Source organism: Stutzerimonas stutzeri, assembly GCF_038561965.1.
Taxonomy (GTDB): Bacteria; Pseudomonadota; Gammaproteobacteria; order Pseudomonadales; family Pseudomonadaceae; genus Stutzerimonas; species Stutzerimonas stutzeri_AA.
The window spans coordinates 2,949,497-2,973,951 of sequence record NZ_CP139348.1 but is presented as its reverse complement, the minus strand read 5'-3'; the positions used below and the strand labels follow the sequence as shown (position 1 = coordinate 2,973,951).

21 protein-coding genes and 2 tRNA genes are annotated in these 24,455 nt (G+C 60.2%); 18 read left to right on the top strand and 5 right to left on the bottom strand.

The genetic code is table 11. The features are described from left to right. The first annotated feature begins 35 nt into the window (after nt 1–35). Nucleotides 36–1,010 (top strand): tRNA dihydrouridine synthase, encoded by a 975-nt coding sequence (locus tag SM130_RS13365; RefSeq protein ID WP_102825562.1) that lies wholly within the window; start codon nt 36–38, stop codon nt 1,008–1,010. 6 nt (nt 1,011–1,016) lie between these two features. Here the strand turns inward: SM130_RS13365 and SM130_RS13360 are convergent, their stop codons facing one another. After that, nucleotides 1,017–1,763, bottom strand: coding sequence for an SDR family oxidoreductase (locus SM130_RS13360; RefSeq protein WP_102825563.1), 747 nt, complete (start codon nt 1,761–1,763; stop codon nt 1,017–1,019). Nucleotides 1,764–1,898: 135 nt separating this feature from the next. On the opposite strand from SM130_RS13360, the gene SM130_RS13355 reads away from it, so the two are divergent. Continuing rightward, nucleotides 1,899–2,345 carry an Hsp20 family protein gene (locus tag SM130_RS13355; RefSeq protein ID WP_272890581.1) on the top strand — a complete coding sequence of 149 codons (447 nt, stop codon included), beginning with the start codon at nt 1,899–1,901 and terminating at the stop codon, nt 2,343–2,345. A gap of 59 nt (nt 2,346–2,404) precedes the next feature. On the opposite strand, the gene SM130_RS13350 is transcribed toward SM130_RS13355, so the two are convergent. Further along, nucleotides 2,405–3,280, bottom strand: a complete 876-nt coding sequence (locus tag SM130_RS13350; protein ID WP_102825564.1) for a LysR family transcriptional regulator — start codon at nt 3,278–3,280, stop codon at nt 2,405–2,407. Between the two features lie 139 nt (nt 3,281–3,419). On the opposite strand from SM130_RS13350, the gene leuC reads away from it, so the two are divergent. The 14 genes from leuC (at nt 3,420) to SM130_RS13280 (ending at nt 19,954) form a co-directional block, all read left to right on the top strand. Beyond that, a complete protein-coding gene (leuC, locus tag SM130_RS13345; protein ID WP_102825565.1) occupies nt 3,420–4,847 on the top strand; it encodes a 3-isopropylmalate dehydratase large subunit in 1,428 nt (475 codons plus the stop codon). 11 nt (nt 4,848–4,858) lie between these two features. After that, nucleotides 4,859–5,506 carry a 3-isopropylmalate dehydratase small subunit gene (gene leuD, locus SM130_RS13340; protein WP_102825566.1) on the top strand — a complete coding sequence of 216 codons (648 nt, stop codon included), beginning with the start codon at nt 4,859–4,861 and terminating at the stop codon, nt 5,504–5,506. A gap of 86 nt (nt 5,507–5,592) precedes the next feature. Further along, the gene (gene leuB, locus SM130_RS13335; RefSeq protein ID WP_102825567.1) at nt 5,593–6,675 is read left to right on the top strand and encodes a 3-isopropylmalate dehydrogenase; all 1,083 of its coding nucleotides are present in this window, start codon (nt 5,593–5,595) and stop codon (nt 6,673–6,675) included. A gap of 54 nt (nt 6,676–6,729) precedes the next feature. Next, on the top strand, nt 6,730–7,842 hold the full coding sequence (gene asd, locus SM130_RS13330; RefSeq protein ID WP_102825568.1) for an aspartate-semialdehyde dehydrogenase: 1,113 nt from the start codon (nt 6,730–6,732) through the stop codon (nt 7,840–7,842). A gap of 135 nt (nt 7,843–7,977) precedes the next feature. After that, nucleotides 7,978–8,988: an aspartate-semialdehyde dehydrogenase gene (locus SM130_RS13325; protein ID WP_102825569.1), complete on the top strand. Its 1,011-nt coding sequence runs from the start codon at nt 7,978–7,980 to the stop codon at nt 8,986–8,988. A 145-nt stretch (nt 8,989–9,133) separates the two neighbouring features. Further along, a complete protein-coding gene (locus SM130_RS13320) occupies nt 9,134–11,878 on the top strand; it encodes a FimV/HubP family polar landmark protein (protein WP_102825570.1) in 2,745 nt (914 codons plus the stop codon). A gap of 2 nt (nt 11,879–11,880) precedes the next feature. Continuing rightward, a complete protein-coding gene (gene truA / locus SM130_RS13315) occupies nt 11,881–12,741 on the top strand; it encodes a tRNA pseudouridine(38-40) synthase TruA (RefSeq protein ID WP_102825571.1) in 861 nt (286 codons plus the stop codon). A gap of 90 nt (nt 12,742–12,831) precedes the next feature. After that, entirely contained in the window at nt 12,832–13,455 is a 624-nt protein-coding gene (locus SM130_RS13310; RefSeq protein WP_102825572.1) for a phosphoribosylanthranilate isomerase, read from the top strand. A 210-nt stretch (nt 13,456–13,665) separates the two neighbouring features. Next, on the top strand, nt 13,666–14,559 hold the full coding sequence (gene accD / locus SM130_RS13305) for an acetyl-CoA carboxylase, carboxyltransferase subunit beta (protein WP_102825573.1): 894 nt from the start codon (nt 13,666–13,668) through the stop codon (nt 14,557–14,559). Beyond that, entirely contained in the window at nt 14,556–15,860 is a 1,305-nt protein-coding gene (gene folC, locus SM130_RS13300) for a bifunctional tetrahydrofolate synthase/dihydrofolate synthase (RefSeq protein WP_102825574.1), read from the top strand. Before accD ends, folC begins: the two co-directional genes overlap by 4 nt. After that, on the top strand, nt 15,844–16,476 hold the full coding sequence (locus SM130_RS13295; RefSeq protein ID WP_102825575.1) for an SPOR domain-containing protein: 633 nt from the start codon (nt 15,844–15,846) through the stop codon (nt 16,474–16,476). Before folC ends, SM130_RS13295 begins: the two co-directional genes overlap by 17 nt. A gap of 98 nt (nt 16,477–16,574) precedes the next feature. Next, complete coding sequence (locus tag SM130_RS13290; RefSeq protein ID WP_258006878.1) at nt 16,575–17,120, top strand: CvpA family protein; 546 nt, start codon at nt 16,575–16,577, stop codon at nt 17,118–17,120. A gap of 69 nt (nt 17,121–17,189) precedes the next feature. Next, a complete protein-coding gene (purF, locus tag SM130_RS13285) occupies nt 17,190–18,695 on the top strand; it encodes an amidophosphoribosyltransferase (protein ID WP_102825576.1) in 1,506 nt (501 codons plus the stop codon). 47 nt (nt 18,696–18,742) lie between these two features. Then, entirely contained in the window at nt 18,743–19,954 is a 1,212-nt protein-coding gene (locus SM130_RS13280) for an O-succinylhomoserine sulfhydrylase (RefSeq protein ID WP_102825577.1), read from the top strand. Between the two features lie 73 nt (nt 19,955–20,027). Here SM130_RS13280 and gspD read toward each other — a convergent pair whose 3' ends face one another. After that, the gene (gene gspD / locus SM130_RS13275; protein ID WP_102825578.1) at nt 20,028–21,962 is read right to left on the bottom strand and encodes a type II secretion system secretin GspD; all 1,935 of its coding nucleotides are present in this window, start codon (nt 21,960–21,962) and stop codon (nt 20,028–20,030) included. 3 nt (nt 21,963–21,965) lie between these two features. Beyond that, nucleotides 21,966–22,610: a type II secretion system protein N gene (locus tag SM130_RS13270; protein WP_102825579.1), complete on the bottom strand. Its 645-nt coding sequence runs from the start codon at nt 22,608–22,610 to the stop codon at nt 21,966–21,968. A gap of 256 nt (nt 22,611–22,866) precedes the next feature. Between SM130_RS13270 and SM130_RS13265 the strand changes: the two genes are divergently transcribed. Next, nucleotides 22,867–22,942: transfer RNA gene (locus SM130_RS13265), tRNA-Val, on the top strand. A gap of 37 nt (nt 22,943–22,979) precedes the next feature. Next, nucleotides 22,980–23,056 (top strand) — tRNA-Asp (locus tag SM130_RS13260). A gap of 328 nt (nt 23,057–23,384) precedes the next feature. On the opposite strand, the gene SM130_RS13255 is transcribed toward SM130_RS13260, so the two are convergent. Next, entirely contained in the window at nt 23,385–24,221 is an 837-nt protein-coding gene (locus SM130_RS13255) for an isocitrate lyase/PEP mutase family protein (RefSeq protein ID WP_102825580.1), read from the bottom strand. Nucleotides 24,222–24,455: the final 234 nt, after the last annotated feature.

The following is a 24,455-nucleotide window of genomic DNA, read 5'->3' as shown; positions in this document are numbered from 1 at the left end:
TACAATGCCCGCCTTTCATCATCTATTGGCTTGATATGCAAATCGCTTTGGCACCCATGGAAGGGCTGGTCGACGAAATTCTTCGCGACGTACTCACCCGCATGGGCGGCGTAGATTGGTGCGTGACCGAGTTCATCAGGGTATCCGACCGTCTGTTGCCGCGAAGCAGCTTTCGCAAGCTTGCACCCGAACTGATGGCTGGTGCAGTGACCCGTGCGGGCACGTCGGTGCGTGTCCAGTTGTTGGGCTCCGATCCTGTTTGCCTTGCAGATAATGCTGCCTATGCCTGCTCATTGGGCGCGCCGGCTATTGATCTCAACTTCGGCTGCCCGGCTAAGACAGTGAACAAGTCGCGCGGTGGCGCCGTACTGTTGAAGGAACCGGAGCTGTTGCACGCCATCCTGTGCGAGGTGCGGCGAGCCGTGCCGGCGCACATTCCGGTAACCGCCAAGATGCGCCTGGGTTTCGACAGCCCGGATAGCGCTATTGATTGCGCGCGGGCGCTGGTAGACGGTGGGGCAGGGCAATTGGTGGTGCACGCGCGAACAAAGGTCGAAGGCTACAAGCCGCCTGCCCATTGGGAGTGGGTGGCGCGGGTGCAAGACGCGGTCGCGGTGCCGGTGTACGCCAATGGCGATATCTGGTCGCTGGCCGATTGGCGTCGCTGCCGTGAAGTCAGCGGCGCGGAGAACATCATGTTGGGTCGTGGTCTGGTTTCGCGGCCAGACTTGGCGCGGCAGATCGCTGCCGCTAAACAAGGGCGGAGCGTTCCAGAGATGAGTTGGGCGGAGTTCCAGCCCACGCTGGTGGACTTCTGGCAGCAGGCCCGCGGCAAGATCGCGCCACGCTACGCACCCGGCAGGCTCAAGCAGTGGATTGCTTTGCTGACGCGAAATTATCCCGAGGCCGTGGCCCTATTTACGGCCTTGCGCCGGGAAAACGATTGCGCCCGGATCGATGCGATGTTGGATGTCGATATGGCTGGTCTGGGTATGGCGGCGCTGGCGTGAGCACGCTCAGCGGCCCCCGCTGACGTCCAGCAGCGCGCCGGTGGTGTAGCTCGCCTGCTCGCTGGCGAGCCAGAGTATGGCTTCGGCGATCTCCTCTGCCTGGCCGCCACGTCCCATGGGCACGCTCGCCTTGACCCGTTCGATTCGATCCGGCTCGCCACCGCTGGCGTGGATGTCGGTATGGATCACCCCGGGTCGCACCGCATTGACTCGAATACCTTCGCCGGCGATTTCCTTGGCCAGGCCCAGCGTCATGCTGTCGATGGCGCCCTTGGCCGCTGCGTAGTCGATGTACTCGCCGGGCGCGCCCAGCCGCGCTGCGATGGACGAGAGATTGATGATCGACCCGCCCTGGCCGCCATGCTGCGTGGACATCCGCTTGATCGCCTCGCGGGCGCATAGAAAGCTGCCGATCACGTTGGTGCCGAGCACTCTTGCCCAGCGTGCGGCGTCCATCCGCTCCAGGCGCATCTGCTGTTCGAGCATGCCGGCGTTGTTGACCAGCACGTCCAGGCGGCCGAATTCACGATCGATGACCGCAAACATGTGCAGCACCTGATTTTCGTCGGCGACATCGGCTTTGATCGTGATCGCCGAGGCGCCTGCAGCACGGACCTGCTCGAGCACCTGGTTCGCTGCATCTTCGCGCTGGTGATAATTGAGGCAGAGGGCATAGCCCTGGTGGGCCGCCAGCCGCGCCGTTGCGGCTCCGATACCCCGGCTGGCACCGGTAATCAGCATGACTCTGGACATGGCGTTACCTCGTGTTCTTGTCGGCAGGCTCGTTTCTGCGCCTTGAAATCTGCAAAGCAGCTCTTATCTGGGGCTCAGCGGGATGCCGAAGTCGGGTCCCGCCTGTTTCAACTCGCTGATTTCAGGAGGTTTATCATGAGTTCGCTCCCCATGGCTCCTCTGTTCCGGCAATCCGTGGGCTTCGATCGTTTCAACGATCTGTTCGAGTCTGCCTTGCGCAACGAGACGGGCAGCTCGTATCCACCCTATAACATCGAGAAACACGGCGACGACCAATATCGCATCGTGATCGCAGTCGCCGGCTTCGAGGAGTCCGATCTCGATCTGCAGGTGGAGCGCAGCGTGCTAACCGTCAGCGGCTTGCGCCGGGAAAAGGAAGCCGAGAACGTCACCTACCTGCACCAGGGTATCGCCCAGCGCGCGTTCAAGCTGTCGTTCCGTCTGGCCGATCACATCGAGGTTAAAGGGGCGGCGCTGAACAGCGGCCTGCTCAACATCGACCTGGTGCGCATCGTGCCGGAAGAAGCCAAGCCCAAGCGCATCCCGATCAATGCCGATCAGCGACCCGAGCTGGAGGGTTGATGGGAAAGTAAAGAAGGGCGCCGCATGGCGCCTTTCTTCGTTTCGGAGCGTTGGCTCGATCAGCTGTCGCGTTCGGCGTCCAGCAGTGCCATGAAGGCCTTGGCCGCATTGGATAACGTGCGCTCGGTGTGCAAGATGTAGCCGAGTTGTCGCTCCAACTGGATACCTGGCAAGGGCAGGCTGACCACTTGGTCGTCGAGCATGCTGCGCGGCAACACGCTCCAGGCGATGCCGATGGAGACCATCATCTTGATGGTCTCCATATAGTTGGTGCTCATGGTGATATTGGGCGCCAGGCCCTCACGCTCGAACAATCGCTGGGCAATGTGGTGAGTAAAGGTGTTGCCGCCGGGAAAGACGGCCGGATGCCCGGCGACGTCGGCGAGCCGGATATTGGCCTTGCTCGCCAGCGGGTGCTCGGGGGCGACGACAAAGTCCAGCGGATCATTCCACACCTTTACCGCCCTGACTGGTTCAGCCGTCTGCGGGGCAAGGGTGATCACAGCCAGTTCGGCGCGGCCGTGCAGCACCTCGTCGTAGGCGACCTCCGAATCGAGAAAGCGGATATCCAGGCTGACCTGCGGATAAGTGCGGGTGAACGCGCGTAACAGCGGTGGCAGGCGGTGCAGGCCTATATGATGACTAGTCGCCAGGCTCAGCCGTCCGCCAATGTCGCCATTGAGGTTGGTAAGCGCACGACGCGTGTCGTCGAGCACATTGAGAATCTGATAGGCGCGCGGCAGCAGAGCACGACCGGCCTCGGTCAGGCCGATCTCACGGCCGAGCCGATCGAACAGGCGCACATCCAGTTGCGACTCCAGCGCGGCGATGCGCTTGCTGACGGCCGGCTGAGTCAGATGCAGGCGCTCTGCCGCCAGTGAAAAGCCACCTGTTTCGGCGATGGCGATGAAAGCGTTGAGGTTGGCTAGATCCATGGACGTATCTCTCGATTCCAGGCGGGAATGCATTGAATGAAAAATATGAATTTGAGTAATTGAATGCAAGCCCCTAGCATCGACCCCATAAGCGCAAGGGCTATTCGCCCCGCATAGAAAGCAGATGAGGAAAAGTCCGATGGCCGGCAAGACGCTCTACGACAAGCTCTGGGAAATGCACGAGGTGAAACGTCGCGACGATGGTTCGTCGCTGATCTACATCGACCGTCACATCCTTCACGAAGTGACCTCTCCGCAAGCGTTCGAAGGCCTGCGTCTGGCCAATCGCAAGCCATGGCGTATCGACGCCAACATCGCCACTCCGGATCACAACGTGCCGACCACCAAGGGTGAGCGCCAGGGCGGTCTGGAAGCGATCGCCGACGAGGTGTCGCGCATTCAGGTACAAACGCTGGACGAGAACTGCGATGACTTCGGCATCCTCGAATTCAAGATGAACGACGTGCGCCAGGGCATCGTTCACGTCATCGGCCCGGAGCAGGGCGCGACGCTGCCCGGCATGACGGTCGTCTGTGGCGACTCGCATACCTCCACCCATGGCGCGTTCGGTGCGCTGGCTCATGGCATCGGCACCTCGGAGGTCGAGCATGTGCTCGCGACCCAGTGCCTGATAGCCAAGAAAATGAAGAACATGCAGGTACGCGTTGAAGGCGAGTTGCCCTTCGGCGTTACCGCCAAGGACATCGTGCTGGCCGTGATCGGCAAGATCGGCACCGCCGGCGGCAATGGTCATGCCCTGGAGTTCGCCGGCAGCGCGATCCGCGGTCTTTCCATGGAAGGGCGTATGACCATCTGCAACATGTCGATCGAAGCAGGTGCCCGCGTGGGCATGGTGGCTGTCGACGAAAAGACCGTTGCCTACGTCGAAGGTCGCCCGTTCGCACCGAAGGGCGCCGACTGGAGCAAGGCCGTTGAGTTGTGGAAGGGGCTGGTTTCCGATGACGACGCGGTGTTCGATACCGTCATCGAGCTCAAGGCCGAGGACATCAAGCCGCAAGTGAGCTGGGGTACGTCGCCAGAAATGGTGCTGGCGGTCGATCAGAACGTGCCGGACCCTGCCGCCGAAGCCGACCCGGTCAAGCGTGATTCCATCGTCCGGGCACTGAAGTACATGGGCTTGGCCGCTAACCAGCCGATCACTGAAATCAAGCTGGACCGTGTGTTCATTGGTTCCTGCACCAACTCGCGGATCGAGGATCTGCGTGCCGCGGCTGAAGTCGCCAAAGGACGCAAGGTCGCAGCGAACGTCAAACAGGCCATGGTCGTACCGGGCTCCGGCCTGGTGAAACAGCAGGCCGAGGCTGAAGGGCTGGACAAGATTTTCGTCGAGGCAGGTTTCGAATGGCGAGAGCCGGGCTGCTCCATGTGCCTGGCGATGAACCCGGACAAGCTGGGCAGCGGCGAGCATTGCGCCTCGACTTCCAACCGTAACTTCGAAGGCCGTCAGGGCGCTGGTGGCCGTACTCATCTGGTCAGCCCGGCCATGGCTGCTGCTGCGGCGGTCACCGGTCACTTCATCGACGTACGCGAACTGGTCCAGGCCTGAGGAGATAACGGATGAAAGCCTTTACCCAACACACCGGTCTGGTCTGCCCGCTGGATCGTGCCAATGTCGACACCGATCAGATCATTCCCAAGCAGTTTCTCAAGTCGATCAAGCGCACCGGCTTTGGTCCGAACCTGTTCGACGAGTGGCGCTATCTGGACGTCGGCCAGCCCAACCAGGATTGCTCGCAGCGCCCGGTGAATCAGGACTTCGTGCTGAACTTCCCGCGCTACCAAGGCGCTAGCGTGCTGCTTGCACGTGAGAATTTTGGCTGCGGCTCGTCCCGTGAGCACGCGCCCTGGGCCTTGGAAGAGTACGGTTTCCGTACCATCATTGCGCCGAGCTTTGCTGACATCTTCTTCAACAACAGCTTCAAGAACGGCCTGCTGCCGATCGTGCTGAAGGAAGAAGAGGTGGACGAGTTGTTCCAGCAGGCCGATGCCAGCGAGGGCTACCAGCTGACCGTCGACCTGGCCGCGCAGACCGTGACGCGCCCGGATGGCAAGCAATACGGCTTCGAAGTCGATGCTTTCCGTAAGCATTGCCTGCTCAACGGCCTCGACGACATCGGCCTGACCCTGCAGGACGCCGAGGCGATCAAGGCTTTCGAAGTTGGTCACCAGCAGACCCAACCCTGGCTGTTCGGCGCGATCAAGTAGGCTGAGTATTGCCAAGTAGGGTGGGCTGAAGCCCATCCTACGAAATGCCCCAGCCGCGATTTGACTCCCCTATTAAGGAATAAGAGATGTCCAAACAGATTCTGGTTCTCCCCGGCGATGGTATCGGCCCGGAGATCATGACCGAGGCAGTCAAGGTACTGCAGCTGGCCAATGACAAGTTCCAGCTGGACTTTGAACTGAGCTATGACGAACTGGGTGGTGCGGCTGTCGACAAGTATGGCGTACCGCTGGCGGACGAAACCCTTGAGCGTGCGCGCGCCGCCGATGCCATCCTGCTTGGCGCCGTGGGCGGTCCGAAGTGGGACAAGATCGATCCGGCCATCCGCCCCGAGCGCGGCCTGCTGAAGATTCGCTCCGAGCTGGGCCTGTTCGGCAATCTGCGTCCGGCGCTGCTCTATCCGCAACTCGCCGACGCCTCCTCGCTCAAGCCGGAGATCGTCGCCGGGCTGGATATCCTGATCGTTCGTGAGCTGACCGGTGGGATCTATTTCGGCAAGCCGCGCGAAAGCAAGGTGTTGGAGAACGGCGAGCGCATGGCGTACGACACGCTGCCGTACAGCGAGAGCGAAATCCGTCGTATCGCCAAGGTCGGTTTCGACATGGCCATGGTTCGCAACAAGAAGCTTTGCTCGGTGGACAAGGCCAACGTGCTGGCGTCCAGCCAACTTTGGCGTGCCGTGGTCGAAGAAGTGGCCAAGGACTATCCCGAGGTCGAGCTGAGCCACATGTACGTCGACAACGCCGCGATGCAGTTGGTCCGTGCGCCTAAGCAGTTCGATGTGATTGTCACCGACAACATGTTTGGCGACATCCTCTCGGACGAAGCGTCCATGCTGACCGGCTCGATCGGCATGCTGCCATCCGCTTCGCTGGACGCAGCGAACAAGGGCATGTACGAGCCGTGCCACGGTTCGGCACCGGATATCGCCGGCAAGGGCATCGCCAATCCGCTAGCGACGATCCTCTCGGTTTCGATGATGCTGCGTTACAGCTTCAATCAGGTCGCCGCAGCTGATGTCATCGAACAGGCCGTCAGTGATGTGCTCGACCAGGGCCTGCGTACCGGCGATATCTGGTCCGAAGGTTGTAACAAAGTCGGCACTCAGGCGATGGGCGATGCAGTAGTCGCGGCCCTCGCGAAGTTGTAATCTTCTGGCCCGCCTTAATCTGCGCGGGCCACTTTTTCTATAGGTGTAGTTGCGATGAAACGTGTAGGTCTGATCGGTTGGCGCGGTATGGTCGGTTCCGTGCTCATGCAGCGGATGCTGGAAGAGCGGGACTTCGACCTGATCGAGCCTGTGTTCTTCACCACTTCCAATGTTGGTGGCCAAGGCCCCGATATTGGCAAGGAAACCGCTGCGCTGAAGGACGCCTACAGCATCGACGAGTTGAAAGGCCTCGATGTGATCCTGACCTGTCAGGGCGGCGACTACACCAGCGAAGTCTTCCCGAAGCTGCGTGAAGCCGGCTGGCAGGGCTACTGGATCGATGCGGCGTCTTCACTGCGCATGCAGGATGATGCGGTAATCGTCCTCGATCCGGTGAACCGCCGTGTGATCGACCAGCAGCTGGATGCCGGTACCAAGAACTACATTGGTGGCAACTGCACCGTCAGCCTGGCGCTGATGGGCCTTGGCGGCCTGTTCGAAGCCGGTTTGGTCGAGTGGATGAGCGCGATGACCTATCAGGCGGCCTCCGGTGCCGGCGCGCAGAACATGCGCGAGCTGATCAAGCAGATGGGTGCCATCAACGCGGCGGTGGCCGATGACTTGGCCAATCCTGCCAGCGCCATCCTGGACATCGATCGCAAGGTTGCCGAAACCCAGCGCAGCGAAGCCTTCCCGGTCGACAATTTCGGCGTACCGCTGGCGGGTAGCCTGATCCCGTACATCGACAAGGAGCTGCCTAACGGGCAGAGCCGCGAAGAGTGGAAAGCGCAGGCCGAAACCAACAAGATCCTCGGTCGGTTCAAAAACCCGATCCCGGTCGATGGCATCTGCGTACGGGTCGGTGCGATGCGCTGCCACAGCCAGGCACTGACCATCAAGTTGAACAAGGACGTACCGATCTCCGATATCGAAGGGCTCATCAGCCAGCACAACCCCTGGGTCAAGCTGGTGCCGAATCACCGTGATGCCAGCATGCAGGAGCTGAGTCCCGCAGCGGTTACCGGTACTCTTGCTGTGCCGGTCGGGCGCTTGCGCAAGCTCAATATGGGGTCGCACTACCTGGGTGCGTTCACCGTGGGTGATCAATTGCTGTGGGGTGCCGCCGAGCCTCTGCGCCGCATGCTGCGTATCCTGCTGGAGCGTTGATGCGCATTGTGTAACGTGTGCAACGCCGCGACTTGTTCGCGGCGTTTTCATTTGCGCGGCGTGCCGCTCGGCGGCGCTGCTTGCGGTGATCTGTCATTTCGCTACAGTGCCGGTCCTTAGTGTATGGAGGTGGCGATGCCCACAGGTGTCGGTGTTGCGGTTGTAGGGGCGGTCAGCCTGGTCGGCGAAGCGCTGGTCGAGGTGCTCGAGGAGCGCGCGTTTCCGCTGAGCGAGCTGCACCTGCTGGACGATGGTGAGGGCGTTGGGCACACGGTTCCATTCAAAGGACGAAATCTGCGCGTCGCCGGCGTAGATCGCTTCGATTTCACACGCGTGCAGCTGGTGTTTCTTGTTGGCGCCTCGGCTTTGGTGAGCGAGTGTCATGCCAGGGCAATTACGGCCGGCTGCCGGATCGTTGATCTGTCTGGCTCGATATCCGTGGAGGAGCAGCCGTGTCTGGTGCCAGAGGTCAATGGAGCGCTGCTCGATTCTTCACTGGACCGCCGTGCCGTTGCCAGCCCTCTGCCTGAGTCGGTTGCACTGGCGATTGCGCTGGCACCTGTCCGGCAGCAGCTTGGCCTGCAACGCGTTACCGTGACAGCGTGCCTTCCGGTGTCCAGTCGCGGCGAGATTGGCGTAAAGGAACTCGCAAGGCAAACCTCTGAGTTACTGAATGCACGTCCCTTGGAGCCGCGGGTGTTTGGCCGGCAGATGGCGTTCAACATGCTCGCGCAAACCGAGGCGGTTGATGCTCAAGGGTATGGCGCGCAGGAGAAGCGTTTGGTTGAAGAGCTTCGCCAGCTACTGGATAGTCCTGAACTCGTGATAGCCGTTACGTTCGTTCAAGCACCAGTGTTTTTTGGCGAAAGTCTCATCGTTTCTTTACAGGGTGCCGTTGAAGCCGATGCGCAGGCCGTGACGCTGGCGCTGGATGCGGCCCCTGGAGTAGAGGTTGTAGAGTCGGATGACTACCCGGCAGCGGTCGGTGACGCGGTTGGCCAGGATGTCATCTACGTCGGTAGAGTCCGCTGCGGCATCTGCGATCCACGCGAAGTCAATTTGTGGATTGTGTCTGATAACGTGCGAAAAGGCGCGGCACTAAACGCTGTGCAGTCTGGTGAGTTGTTGATAAAAGACTATCTGTAAAAGATACTTACTGGTAATTCAAAGAATATTTCTAGCCGATGCGCTGAACGGCTTATCGCTGATGGGGAGCCACCGCTAGGTGGCGCGGGCAGTGACATAAGACCCTCTCGTAGTTCGAGAAAAAAGATAAACAAGGGATTAAATAATGGTTCGGGTTCGCAATCTGGTGCTGGCAATCGCGGCTGCTACCGCGCTGACTACAGAAATGGCCCACGCGCTTGGGTTGGGAGAGGTCACGCTTCAGTCGTCATTGAATCAACCGCTGATCGCGGAAATCGAGCTGCTTGATGCCAACAGCCTCGCGCCGGGAGAGGTCATCCCGGTACTGGCTTCGCTTGAGGAATTCAATCGTGCCGGAATTGATCGTCAGTATTTCCTGACCGATCTGAAATTCACTCCGGTATTGCGTCCGAACGGAAAAAGCGTCATCCAGGTTTCTTCCAGCAAGCCTGTACGCGAGCCCTATCTCAACTTTCTCGTAGAAGTGCTCTGGCCTAGCGGGCGGCTACTTCGTGAGTACACGTTGCTGCTGGATCCGCCACTGTATTCCCCTGAAACTGCCGCTGCGGCCGCTCCTCAATTGCCGATCTCAGCACCTGTAAGGGCCGTCGAGCCCGCTCGCTCCGCTCCCGCGCGCCCGGCTGCCACCCCTTCCTCCAGTGTTTCGACGGCTGTTGCTACTCAGACCGGTACTGAGTACAAAACGTCGGCTCGCGATACGCTTTGGGATATCGCAGAGCGTAATCGTCGTAGCGGAACAGTGCACCAGACGATGCTGGCGATTCAGGACCTCAATCCGAACGCCTTCATTGATGGCAACATCAATCGTATGAAGAGCGGGCAGGTGCTGCGCCTGCCGGATGCCGAGCAAATTTCCCGTCGCTCTCAGTCCGAGGCTATCGGTCAGGTTGCGGAACAGAACGCAGCCTGGCGTCAGGGTCGGAGCGGGGCGGTTGCAGGAACTCGTCAACTTGATGCGACTCGTCGTACGGAGGCAGGTGCTGCTCCGTCTCGTAGCGACTCCGGCGACAATCTGCGGCTGGTCGCCGCTGATTCTGGCAAGTCCACTGCAGGCTCTGATACTGGCTCTGCAGACGGTGGCAAGGCGCTGCGCGATAAGCTTGCCGTAACTCAGGAAAGCCTGGATTCCAGCCGCCGCGAAAATGATGAGCTCAAAGACCGTTTGAATGATCTGCAGGGGCAGCTGGAGAAGTTGCAGCGTCTGATGCAGCTCAAGGATGACCAGCTTGCCAAGTTGCAAGTGCAACTGGGTGCTGATAGTCAGGCGCCTGTTGCGAATGGCGCTTCCGCGCAGCCTGATGCAGCCCCGGTTCAATCACCGGAAGGTCAAGCAGCGGTCGAGGGCGGCGCGAACGGAGTCGACTCTGCGGCAGGCTCTGTCGCCAGCCAGCAAGAACCAGCACCGGCCGCCGCTCCCGCCCCGGCTGAGCGTCCCGCCGCTGCAAAGCCGGCGGCTAAACCTGCCCCCGCGAAGCCGGCAGCACCGGTTGCCGAGCCAGAGCCCAAGGGGCTGATTGATGACCTGCTGTCCAATACGCTGTTACTTGGCGTGGTCGGCGGTAGCGCCCTCTTGCTACTGCTGCTCGGGCTAATGGCTTTATCGCGCCGTAACGCAATGAAGGAAGCCGAACTGCAGGAAAGCCTGATGGCGGACGATACGGTAGACGATTTGCGAATCGGAACGCCCACATACGTCGACATTGGCCAGGAACAGCCTGAGTCCACTTCCTTTCAAGGCTCGAATGCATCTGCGCCGTCGGATGAACTGACCGCCTCTACAGGCGACGCGCTGGCGGAGGCCGACATCTACATTGCGTATGGCCGGTTCAATCAGGCAGCCGAGCTGCTGCAGAACGCCCTTAACGATGAGCCCCAGCGTAGTGACTTGCGGCTCAAGCTCATGGAAGTCTATGCAGAGCTTGGCAATCGAGACGGCTTTGCCCGCGAAGAAGCGGAACTGCGCGAAATTGGCGGAGCGACCAGCGAAGTCGAGCAGCTGAAATACAAGTATCCGGCAATGGCAGCGATGGGTGGCTCGGCAGCTGCTGTTGCGGCTACTCAGATGGATGTGGATAGCTTCAATCTTGACGACCTTCAGCTCGATGATCCGTCTGTTCCGTCCGCAGGGCAGGATCTGGATGATGCATTCGACCTCAGCCTGGAAGACCTGGATATCGATCTAAACGATGAGCGTCCGACTGCTGCGCCGGCAGGTGAATCGTTGAACTTCGACGATCTGACTTTGGATGAGCCGGAACTTGAGCGCGACCCGCAATCCGCGGCAAGCGATTTTTCGTTTGATCTGGAAGAAGACGGCGATTCGTCGGTAGCCCAGAGCGATGATCTGTCAGATTTCTCTTTCGACCTGGAAAGCGAGAAGCAAGCCGGAGCGGCTGATAACGAGTTTTCACTGGATCTCGATGACGAAGTGCCTGCTGCTGCGTCTACCGCTTTCGAAAGTGATGAGCTTGATTTCGAATTGGCTGAGCCTGTGGCAAGCCCTAATGATGAGCTCCCGGAAGGGTTCGACATCTCGCTGGACGAGCCGGCTTTCGAAGCGCAGCCAGGTAACTTTGCCGATAAGCTGAGTGAGGTCGAAGCCGACCTGGAGGATCTGTCCAAGGATCTGGAAGAACCAGCCCCAGTAATCGCAGCTGATCGTGGCGTAGCAGATGCTGATGCCGGTGCGGACGATGACTTCGACTTCTTTTCTGATACGGACGAAACCACCACTAAACTGGATCTGGCTCGAGCTTATATCGACATGGGCGATGCTGAAGGTGCGCGCGATATCCTCGATGAAGTGATTGCTGAGGGCAGCGACGTCCAGCAGCAAGAGGCGCGGGATATGCTCGCCAAACTAGCCTGACCATGAGCAAAGCAGTACCCGAAACGGCAGCCGAAATGGCTGCCGTCGGCGTTTCCAGAATCGCCTTGGGCGTCGAATACAAAGGCTCCCGCTATCGCGGATTCCAGCGTCAGCGCGCAGGCGTTCCGTCCATTCAGGAGTCGCTCGAAACCGCTTTGTCCAAGGTGGCCGGCGGCCATCCTGTTACTCTGAGCTGTGCCGGGCGCACCGATGCGCTGGTGCACGCCAGCGCCCAGGTAGTGCATTTCGATACGCCTGTCTCGCGCACCATGCATGCATGGGTCATGGGTGCGAACATGAACTTGCCGCACGACATCAGCGTCACCTGGGCCAAAGAAATGCCACGCCATTTCGACGCTCGCTTCAGTGCCATGGCTCGCCGTTATCGTTATGTGATCTACAACGATCAGATCCGTCCGGCGCACATGGCTGAAGAGGTTACCTGGAATCATCGCCCTCTCGATATTGAGAGGATGCGCGCTGCTGCCGAGGCATTTGTCGGTACTCATGACTTCAGTGCCTTCCGTGCCAGGCAATGTCAGGCCAAGTCGCCAATCAAAACCATTCATCACCTTGAGCTGCTCGAGCATGGTCGGCTGATCGTCATAGATGTGCGAGCCAATGCCTTTCTGCATCACATGGTGCGCAACTTCGCTGGCGTGCTCATGACCATCGGTGCAGGTGAACGGCCGGTAGAGTGGGCGGCGGAAGTGCTGCATTCGCGGGTACGCCGAACGGGCGGGGTTACCGCGCACCCGTATGGGCTCTATCTGATCGAAGTCGACTATCCGGAAGAGTTCGAGCTGCCGAAGCGCTATCTCGGCCCGCACTTCCTGTCAGGTTTACCGGACGTGCGCCGCTGATGGCGCCGCGTGCGTTACAGCGGCTATCCGCTTGCAGGTGGCGGGTCTTTTGTTACCATCCCGTTTCCGTCTCGATAGGTAGGTATCTCGGTGCCAGTCGTTCGTAGCAAGATTTGCGGGATCACTCGTATCGAGGACGCCCTGGTCGCCGCTCAAGCTGGGGCTGATGCCATCGGCCTGGTGTTCTACTCTAAAAGTCCTCGCGCTGTGAGCGTGCAGCAGGCCCGCGAAATTATTGCGGTCTTGCCTCCTTTCGTTACTACCGTCGGGCTGTTCGTCAATGCCAGTCGTTGCGAAATCAATGAGATTCTCGACGCTGTTCCGCTGGATGTTCTGCAATTTCATGGTGATGAGACCCCAGCGGATTGCGAAGGCTTTCACCGCCCCTGGTTCAAAGCACTGCGAGTTGGTGGCGGTGAGGATATTGCAGCTCAAGTGGCTCGCTACGCCAATGCCAGCGGCATTCTGTTGGATACATATGTTGCCGGCGTGCCCGGTGGGACGGGAGAGCGCTTCGATTGGTCGCTGATTCCACCTGGGTTGGCCAAGCCATTGATTCTTGCTGGAGGTCTGACAGTGGAGAATGTCCAGCAGGCCATTGCCCAGGTCCGGCCTTATGCCGTGGATGTCAGTGGCGGCGTAGAGGCGAGCAAGGGAATCAAGGATACGTCCAAGGTGACGGACTTCGTCGAGCGCGTGCGCTCGGCCATGTGACGCCTGGGCGGCCGTGGCCGTCCAGTAACGAGTCGCTGGTTAGACCAGCACAGTGTTTGTGGATTTCCCATGTGTGGAAATCGGAGTTCCGCGGATGCGCCTGGTGTGGGCGCATCGCTCACGCGACCAGTGCCCGCATATGTCGGTCGCAACGATGAATCTGCCTGCAGCGCGAGTGCGCTCGGGACTGAAGCTTTGGAGAACAAGAGCATGAGCAACTGGCTGGTAGACAAACTGATCCCTTCGATCATGCGCTCGGAGACGCAGAAGAGTTCGGTCCCCGAAGGCCTCTGGCACAAGTGCCCGTCCTGTGAGGCGGTTCTTTACCGCCCCGAGCTGGAAAAGACTCTCGACGTCTGTCCGAAGTGCCAGCATCACATGCGTATCGATGCCCGTACTCGGCTCGATATCTTCCTTGATGCCGAAGGCCGAGAGGAAATTGCCGCAGAACTGGAGCCGGTTGACCGTCTGAAGTTCCGCGACAGCAAGAAGTACAAGGATCGCCTGTCTGCAGCACAGAAGCAGACCGGGGAGAAGGATGCTCTGGTCGCTATGAGCGGCAAGCTAGTCAATATTCCTGTGGTGGCCTGTGCATTCGAGTTCTCCTTCATGGGGGGCTCCATGGGCGCAATCGTCGGTGAGCGATTCGTTAGAGCCGCCAACGTGGCTCTGGAAAAGCGCTGCCCGTTGATCTGTTTCTCTGCCTCTGGCGGTGCGCGGATGCAGGAAGCGCTGATCTCCCTGATGCAAATGGCCAAAACTTCCGCCGTGCTGGCACGCATGCGTGAAGAGGGCCTACCGTTCATTTCCGTGCTCACCGATCCGGTGTACGGCGGTGTTTCGGCCAGTTTGGCGATGCTCGGCGACGTGATCGTCGCAGAACCCAAGGCACTAATTGGCTTCGCGGGTCCGCGCGTGATCGAGCAGACGGTACGGGAGAAGCTGCCGGAAGGTTTCCAGCGTAGCGAGTTCCTGCTAGATCATGGTGCGATCGACCTGATCATTCCGCGTTCGGAGTTGCGCGCACGTCTGTCGCGTCTGCTGGCGCAGATGCAGAAGTTGCCAAGCCCGGTCGAACCCGCTCAGGTAACGGCCACTGCATGACCGGCCGGAGTCTGGCCGACTGGCTTGCCTATCTGGAGCAGTTGCACCCCTCTGCCATCGATATGGGGCTGGACCGGGTTCTGGCGGTATCGGCGCGGCTTGGCCTGACGCGGCCGGCTCCTCTGGTTATCACTGTTACCGGAACCAATGGCAAGGGGTCCACTTGCGCCTTTATCGCCTCGCTGTTGAGCAGCCAGGGGATGCGGGTGGGCAGCTACAGTTCGCCACACTTGCTGCGATACAACGAGCGGGTCCAGCTGAATGGCTGCCAGGCAAGCGATCAGGACCTGTGCGAAGCGTTCTCCGCCGTCGAGTCCGCCCGTGGTGAGGTTTCGCTGACCTATTTCGAGATGGGTACGCTCGCTGCTTTATGGTTGTTCGAGCCTGCCGGGCTCGACGCTGCGGTGCTGGAAGTTGGCCTTGGTGGTCGGCTCGATGCGGTCAATATCGTCGATGCCGATCTGGCCGTGATTACCAATATCGGGCTTGATCACGCCGACTGGCTGGGCGATACCCGCGAAAGCGTCGCGTACGAAAAAGCCGGAATCATGCGTGCAGGCAAACCGGCGCTCTGCGGTGATCTGGATGCGCCTGCACCGGTGCTCGCACAGGCTGAGTCGTTGAGGGTGCCGCTGTTGCTGCGCGGCCGCGATTTCGATCTGGCTGTCGATCAGCGCACCTGGCATTGGCGCGGTGTTGGTCCAGCGGGTGAGCCACTCGAGTTGCATGAGCTGCCATTGTTGGCCCTGCCGATGGAGAACGCTGCACTTGCCCTGCAGGCTTATGCTTCGCTGGGTTTGCCCTGGGATTCTAGGTTTTTGTCTGCTGCCCTGGAGCGAACTCGCGTGACAGGGCGTCTCGATAGTCGGCAGGTCAGTTGGCGTGGCCGCAAGGTCTCGCTGCTGCTGGATGTAGGCCACAATCCGCACGCGGCCAGTTACCTTGCTCAACGCATCGAGCAGCGCCCGATTGCTGGTCGCCGGTTGGCCGTCTTTGGCCTGTTGGCAGACAAGGATCTCGACGGCGTGCTCGATGCGCTGGGGACGTGCATCACTGGCTGGGCTGTCGCCCCGTTGCCTACGCCTCGTACGCAATCAGCTACACAGTTGGCCGCCGCGCTGCTTGAGCGAGGCGCTCGGGTCAGCGAGTATGCGAGCATCGAGCAGGCGCTCGATGCTCAGTGCGCCATGGCTGAACCCGATGACCAAGTCTTGGTGTTCGGATCGTTCTATTGCGTGGCTGCGGCGCTTGAATGGCTGGATCAACAGGCGGAGGAGAGTGGGGATGGCGATGCTCGATAAGGGACTGCTGCAACGCATGGTTGGAGCGCTGGTGCTGGTTGCGCTGGCTGTGATTTTTGTCCCGATGCTGTTCAATCGGGAAGACGACCTGCGCCATGTCACAGTCGATGCACCGACTATCCCCGCAGCGCCAGTGGTTGCCGAAATCGAGATGCAGCCGGTCGACGTGCCGGAGCCTGAGCAAGAGCCAGGGTCGGTGCCGGAAGGTTTCGAAATCATCGAAGAGAATGCTGAGCCAGTTACCGCTCCTACGGTAGCTCAGCAAGCGCCAGCGCCGATCGAGCCGGTAGTCCCGGTCGCGCCAGCGCCTGCCGCGCAACCGTCCGCCGCGCAGCCGCAGCCACCGGTAGCTGAGCCGCGCTTGGACAACAACAACCTGCCGGTCAGCTGGTCGATTCAGCTGGCCAGCCTGTCCAATCGGGCCAGTGCCGAAAGCCTGCAGCAGACTTTGCGTTCGCAGGGCTATAACGCCTACATCCGCACCGCAGACGGTATGAACCGTGTTTTCGTCGGGCCGCTGGTGGAGCGCAGTGAGGCGAATCGGCTTCGCGATGTCCTGCAGCGACAGCAAAAGCTCGACGGCTTCGTCGTGCGCTTCAAGCCGGAAGGTAGCTGAATTGCTGAAGCGCTGGCCGAGAGCCTGAGCACCGCCCTCGATCAGCGCATTGCCGCCGGGCACCCGGCGCGTATTCCTGGCGCTCGCGCTCTGCTAAAATGCGCCGCCTTTTCCCCTTTGCAGAAGACATCGTGACTTTCACCTGGGTCGATTGGGCCATCATCGCGGTTATTGCAGTATCGAGTCTGATCAGTTTGAAGCGCGGCTTCGTCAAGGAAGCGCTTTCGCTGGTTACCTGGATCATTGCTGGCGTGGTCGCATGGATGTTCGGTGGTGCGCTGTCCCACCATCTCGCGGAATACATCAGCACACCCTCGGCGCAAGTCATCGCAGCCTGTGCATTGCTGTTCGTCGCTACTTTGCTGGTAGGGGCCCTGGTGAATTTTCTGATCGGTGAACTGATCAGGGTGACCGGTTTGTCCGGGACCGACCGCTTCCTGGGTATGGTCTTCGGTGCGGCGCGTGGTGGACTGTTGGTCGTGGTTTTGGCCGGCTTGCTGAGCCTCGCGCCGGTCGAACAGGACCTCTGGTGGCGCGAGTCTGGATTGTTACCGCACTTTCTTTTGATTGCTGACTGGTCGAAGAACCTCATTCTGGGGTTCAGCGGCCAATGGTTCGCCGGTTCGCTCACTCCGCCCGGTTGATTCCTTTTTCACGGATGCCCGGTCTGCCGTCGTATCCGGTCTGCCTGTAATAACTGAGAGGTTCCTTGCATGTGTGGCATTGTCGGCATCGTCGGTAAGTCGAACGTCAATCAGGCGCTATATGACGCGCTTACCGTACTGCAGCACCGCGGCCAGGATGCAGCCGGTATCGTGACCAGCCATGACGGACGCCTGTTTCTGCGCAAGGACAACGGGCTAGTTCGTGATGTCTTTCAGCAGCGCCACATGCAGCGCCTGGTCGGCAACATGGGCATCGGCCATATCCGTTATCCCACTGCCGGCAGCTCCAGCTCCGCCGAGGCCCAGCCGTTCTACGTCAACTCGCCTTATGGCATTACGCTGGCGCACAACGGCAACCTGACCAACGTCGATCAGCTGACCAAGGAAATCTACGAGTCGGATCTGCGACATGTGAACACCAATTCCGACTCGGAAGTGCTGCTCAACGTGTTTGCCCATGAGCTGGCGGTGCGCGGCAAGTTGCAGCCGACAGAAGAAGACGTTTTTGCGGCAGTGAGCAAAGTCCATGACCGCTGTCGCGGCGGATACGCAGTGGTTGCGATGGTTACCGGCTATGGCATCGTCGGCTTCCGCGATCCCAACGCGATTCGTCCTATCGTCTTCGGTCAGCGTCATACCGATGAAGGCGTCGAATATATGATCGCTTCGGAAAGTGTGTCGCTCGACGTGCTCGGCTTCACCCTGATTCGCGATCTGGCACCAGGCGAAGCGGTGTACATCACTACTGACGGCAAGCTGTTCACTCGCCAATGTGCGGAAGCGCCAAAGCTTGCCCCATGCATCTTCGAATACGTCTACCTGGCACGCTCTGACTCCCTGATGGATGGCGTTTCGGTGTACAAGGCGCGCCTGCGCATGGGCGAGAAGCTGGCCGACAAGATTCTGCGCGAGCGCGCCGATCACGACATCGACGTCGTCATCCCGATCCCTGATACCAGTCGTACCGCTGCCTTGGAGCTGGCTAACCGGCTGGGTGTGAAGTTTCGCGAGGGGTTCGTCAAGAACCGCTATATCGGTCGCACATTCATCATGCCCGGCCAGGCTGCGCGCAAAAAATCGGTGCGTCAGAAGCTCAATGCCATCGAGCTTGAGTTCCGCGGCAAGAACGTGATGCTGGTGGACGATTCCATCGTGCGTGGTACCACCTGCAAGCAGATTATCCAGATGGCCCGTGAAGCTGGGGCGAAGAATGTCTACTTCTGCTCGGCCGCGCCGGCGGTGCGTTACCCGAACGTTTACGGCATCGACATGCCCAGCGCGCACGAGCTGATCGCGCACAATCGCAGCACCGAAGAGGTCGCCGAACTGATCGGTGCTGATTGGCTGATCTACCAGGATCTGGAAGATCTCATCGACGCGGTAGGCGGCGGCAAGGTCAAGATAGATAACTTCGATTGCGCCGTTTTCGATGGGAACTACGTCACGGGCGACATCGACGAAGCTTATCTGCACAAGATCGAGCAGGCGCGCAATGACCTGAGCAAGGTCAAGACCAATGCAGTCAGCGCCATCATTGATCTCTACAACAACTGATTCATGCCGGCGTGGCAGCCTCGGCTGCCCCGGCTGAGGTAAAAGCTATGACGACTGAATGGGAAGCCGGCCGGCTGGACAGCGATCTGCAGGGTGTGGGGCTCGATACGCTGGCAGTACGCGCCGGGCAGCGACGCACGCCGGAAGGCGAGCATGGCGAGCCGCTGTTCTTCACCTCCAGTTATGTGTTCCGCAGTGCTGCCGATGCGGCTGCTCGTTTCGCGGGTGATGTGCCGGGCAACGTTTATTCGCGTTACACCAACCCCACCGTGCGCGCTTTCGAAGAGCGTATGGCGGCACTTGAAGGCGCTGAGCAAGCGGTCGCAACGGCGTCCGGCATGGCAGCCATTCTCGCCACCGTCATGAGCTTGTGCTCGGCCGGTGACCATGTGCTGGTGTCGCGTAGCGTATTCGGTGCCACCGTTTCGCTCTTCGAGAAATACTTCAAGCGCTTCGGGGTGCAGGTCGACTACGTTCCGCTCACCGATTTCTCCGCCTGGGAGTCGGCATTCAAGGAAAACACCAAGCTGGTGTTCGTCGAGTCGCCATCCAATCCGCTGGCCGAGCTGGTGGACATCCCTGCGCTGGCGCAGCTTTGTCATGCCAATGGTGCGATGCTGGCAGTCGATAACTGCTTTTGTACGCCGGTGTTGCAGCAGCCCTTGGCTCTGGGGGCGGATATCGTGATCCATTCCGCGACCAAGTATATCGACGGTCAGGGCCGCTGTTTGGGCGGCGTCGTTGCCGGTCGCAGCGAACAGATGAAAGAGTTGGTCGGGTTCCTGCGTACCGCGGGGCCGACGCTCAGTCCTTTCAACGCCTGGGTATTCCTCAAAGGACTGGAAACGCTGCGGCTGCGCATGCAGGCGCACTGCGCCAGCGCCCAGCAGCTTGCCGAGTGGCTTGAGCAGCAGCCGGGTATTGAGCGCGTCTACTATGCGGGTTTGCCCAGCCATCCACAGCACGAACTGGCCAAGCGTCAGCAGAAGGGATTCGGCGCAGTGGTGAGTTTCGAGGTGGCCGGTGGTAAAGAGGCGGCTTGGCGTTTCATCGACGCAACACGCCTTATCTCGATCACCGCTAATCTCGGTGACAGCAAGACCACCATCACCCATCCAGGCTCGACTACTCACGGCCGATTGTCCGCGGACGATCGCGTGACCGCGGGCATTCGTGACAGCCTGATTCGCGTGGCGGTCGGGCTGGAAGATGTAGCGGATCTCAAGGCTGATATGGCCCGCGGTCTCGCCGCGCTCTAAGTCGCGTATACGACATCCCGTTGCCTGGCCTGCGTAAGCAGGCCCAGGCACGCAGCAGCCAGCGCCCCGATTTTCACTGACGCAGATCGATGGCCGGTGCCGGTTCGCCCCGTCCATCGAACAGTTGCGCAGGATTCGCCGGCAGGATGCTCGGACTGGCCGAGTCCGTTTCAATGACCCGGATGTCGCTGTATTTCTTACCGGAAAGAGCGGCCAGACCGGCACGGTCGCGAATCACCGTCGGCCTCAGGAATACCATCAAGTTTCGTTTGATGTGGGTTTCCTGCGTCGAGCGGAACAGTGCGCCCAGCAATGGGATATCTCCCAGCAGCGGTACCTTGGCATTGGTGCGGGTAACGTCATCCTGAATCAAGCCGCCGAGTACGATGACCTGGCCGTCTTCAGCAAGGATGGTGCTTTTGATGGCGCGCTTGTTGGTCACCAGATCCACCGCTTGCGCGGTCAGGCTGGCGCTTGGGGCAATCGAGGAAATCTCCTGCTCGATCTGCAGGCGCAGCGTGGCGCCTTCGTTGATATGTGGCGTGACCTTGAGAGTCACGCCGATGTCCTGGCGCTCGATAGTGGTGAACGGGTTGTTCGCCCCGGCCGCATCGGTGGTGTACGAACCGGTCTGGAACGGCACGTTCTGCCCGACAAGGATTTCTGCTTCTTGATTGTCCAGCGTCAGCAGGCTTGGCGTGGATAGCAGGTTGCTCTTGCTGTTGGCCGACAGTGCGGTAACCAGGGCGCCGAAACTGCGCGTGCCGATGCCGATGATCGCGCCATCGGGCAAGTTGTCGGGAACCTCGTTTGCGTTGATTGCATTGAGCACGCTGCCGACCGAAATACCCGTGTTGCCGAAGCTGACGCCACCGGCTCCGCCAGTGCTGCCGCGAGCGTCCACCGCCCATTGCACGCCGAGGGCGTCGGTGATGTCGCCTGATACCTCGACGATCGCCGCTTCGACCATTACCTGGGCTCGAGGTACATCGAGCTGTCGGACGATGCTTTCCATGGTGCCGATCAGCTCCGGGTCGGCGAGCAGAACCAGGGCGTTCAGGCTTTCGTCGGCGCGAATCAGGATGTTCTGCGGCCGGGTCGTGGCGGTTTCGCCGCTCTCTGGGTTCTTCAGGCCTTCGGATATATCACCGAGGGTTTCGGCCAGCGATTTCGCATCATTGTGGCGCAGGCGGATGACACGCGTGTTGGCTGAGCGCGTGGTTGGCGTGTCGAGGGTCTGCGCCAGCGAGGCGAGCTTGCCGCGGGCCTCGCTGGGTCCGATGAAGATCAGTCGGTTGGTCCGCGAGTCGGCGATGATCTGCACGCCGGCGGTGGTTTTCGCATCACCACGCATCAGTGAGTTGCGCAGCACTTCGGCGATATCCACAGCCCAGCCGTGCTGCAGATTGAGCACGGCGTAGTCGTTGCTTTCGGCGCGATCAAGCTGCCGGACCAGATCCTGAATCCGAGCGATATTGGCGCTGCGGTCACTGATGATCAGTGCGTTTGCCGATGAAACCGCGGCCAGGTGACCGAACTGCGGCACCAGCGGACGGATCAGGGGTATCAGTTCCGCAGCGGATGTGTGCTGAACCTGGATTACCCGAGTTTCCAGTTGATCACCGCCGGAAGGACCACCGCCTGCCTCGGCTTTGGCTTCGGCATTCGGCACTACCCGTGCGACGTCGCCTTGGGTCAGTACGCTGAATCCGTGTGTGGCCATCACCGAAAGAAACAGTTGGTAGACCTCGCTAAGCGACAGCGTGGCGTTGGAGACAACGCTGACCTGTCCCTTCACTCGCGGGTCGACGATGAAGGTCTGGCCGCTGAGCTGGCTGACCTGATCGATGAAGGCGCGTATGTCGGCGTCCTTCAGGTTGATGGTCCAGCCGTCCTGCCGGGTATTACTCGGCTCGATACCGGGTTCGGCGGCAAGCAGAGGCAGGGGGACGGCCAGCAGGCTGGTGGCGAGCAGGGCAAGCAACGGGCGCGAAAAAGGCTTCGGCATCGGTCAATCGTCTTCCATGGGCTGGTCGTTAGCGGGCGTGGTGTCGGGCTGGTTGACGGCGTCTTCCAGCTGCTGGCGCAAGGTGTCCATCTGCTGCTGCATCAGCTGCGTTTCCTCATCCGAAGGTTCGGCATAGGGTTCTTCGTCCTGATACGTCGTGTCGATCGGTTCGTCAGGGATGTAGCTCTGCGAGCGAACTTGCGGGAAATGCAGGACCTCAACGGTGCCGTTGCGCAGCAGCTCGACTCGATCAGGGTAGACCTTGTGCAGGCTGACACCACCGGACAGCTCCTCGCCATGCCAGTACAGCCGAGGAGGCTGTCCGTCGACCTGGACAATGGCGCTGGATCGTTGCGGTTCGATATGAACGAAGCTGCCACGCAGGGTGAACCCGCTGGCAGTCGCCGAAGGCGCGGAAGTATCAGAGGGGGCGGCTGAGCCGAAGAGTATTTCCAGGCGCTGCATATCTGGCCCGCCTGGGTTTCCAGCGCCTTGCTCATAGATGTCCGCTGGAGCAGGGGCGCGGGAAAGCGTCATCCATTGCTCGATCTGAGTCGCGAGGTAGACCGCGAACAGGCAAAGAAGCAAAACGCTAATGATCAGTGGGGCGTAGCGGCGGTAATTGCGCAGTTTTCCCGGCAGTGGCAAGCGAAATACTCCATGGCGCTTTTGTTGTTCGGTTCCCTGTACTCGGGCTGCCTCTGTCAGGCGATACAGCACTTTTAGAACACTTTCGAGCATGCCGCAGCGAATTTGCAGCCAGCCTTGGCCGACCGATGTTGCACCGCCAAGGTTACAAAGCGATGCGGCAGCATCAGTTGACCACAGTTCCGTAAAAAAAATTCAATGCTGTTGTTGACTTAGCTTAGGGGGGTGAGTAAATTGCGCGCCTCGCAAGGCGATCGGCTGATTAGCTCAGCTGGGAGAGCACCTGCATCACACGCAGGGGGTCGGCGGTTCGATCCCGTCATCAGCCACCAACCTTTGTGAGATTTCGGACGAAAGTCCGGCCGACGCGCAGCGGTAGTTCAGTCGGTTAGAATACCGGCCTGTCACGCCGGGGGTCGCGGGTTCGAGTCCCGTCCGCTGCGCCATATACCTCCGCTCACTTCTTTTGGAAGTGATGAGACAAGAGAAGCTGCCCAAGGGCAGCTTTTTTTGTGCCTGTCGAATAGCGATGCGGCTGATCAGCATTGCAGTTTCACGAGCCTCGATGGCCGTTCGAGTGGACCGCCAAGCCTGGAGATTTCTAAGCCTGGCGCTGCGGCTACTGCTGTCGGTCCGGTCAACGGCCCGGAGGTATCAGCTTTCATGAGCTGCTGCAGAGCGTGTTCGGGGCTGAGCCCGCAGGGCAGATGCGGGTGCGAAAAGCGCCGTATACCGAGTGACTCGACGAGACGGGCTTCGCTACGTGGTTGCCTTCTACGGTCTATCCAGCTTGCCAAATAGCGCGTCTAGCTCCGCTCCAGATGCCGCGCCAGCAAAACCATCGAACCGTCCGTGCTCGGCGATAGAGCGTGCCGCGTGCAGGAAGCCGCCCCAGGCCGCTCGTGCCAAGGCGCCGCCGACGCTGATGCGTCTGACGCCGAGGTCAGTGAGGTCCTGAACGGTCAGGTCGCTATCCCAGCCGATCAGCACATTGATCGGCTTCGGCGCGATTGCCGCGACGACGGCACTGATCTGCTCGCGGGTTTTTAGGCCTGGTGCATACAGGCAGTCGGCACCGGCGTCAGAGTAGGCTTTAAGCCGCAGTATGGTGTCGTCCAGATCAGTACGTCCGACAAAGAAATTTTCCGCACGCCCGATCAGCAATGTTTCGCCTCCAGTAGCGTCAATCGCCCCACGCGCCGCGTACATCCGCTCGGTTGCATCAGCGATTGTGCGCAGCGGCTGGCGCGGGTCGCCTGTGGAATCCTCGATGGAAATACCCGCTACGCCGGTCTCGATCGCGATTCGTACGTTTTCGGCCACGCCTTCGGGCGTATCGGCGTAGCCACTCTCGAAATCTGCGTTTACGGGCAGGTCGGTGGCCTGGACCATGTCGCGCATATGGTCCAGGACCCTGTCACGCGACATCTGCCCATCGGCACGGCCGCACGACCAGGCGTAGCCAGAGCTGGTTGTCGCCAAGGCCTTGAAGCCAAGTCCAGCCAGAACGGCCGCGCTGCCGGCATCCCAGGGATTGGGCAGTACGAAGCAGCCCGAGTGGTGCAGTGCACGAAAGGCGGCACGCTTCTGAGACACGCTGATATGAACCATGAACCCTCCTGGTTGGTGATGTAGGCGAGCGCAACGCTTTTCGATCTGCTGCGGCGCGCCGTCAAAGACTAGCTGGTATATGGCGTGCCGTTATTGCCAAAACAGGCGCCATAGGGTGCAACCACGCTCATTCTTCTCGTAGAGCGGGCATCTTCGTCGGGATCCGGTTGGCGGGCGAGCCGTGATGCCTGTCGCGCCAACATGAAGCCGGCTGGAAAAGTCTGACCGTTGGCA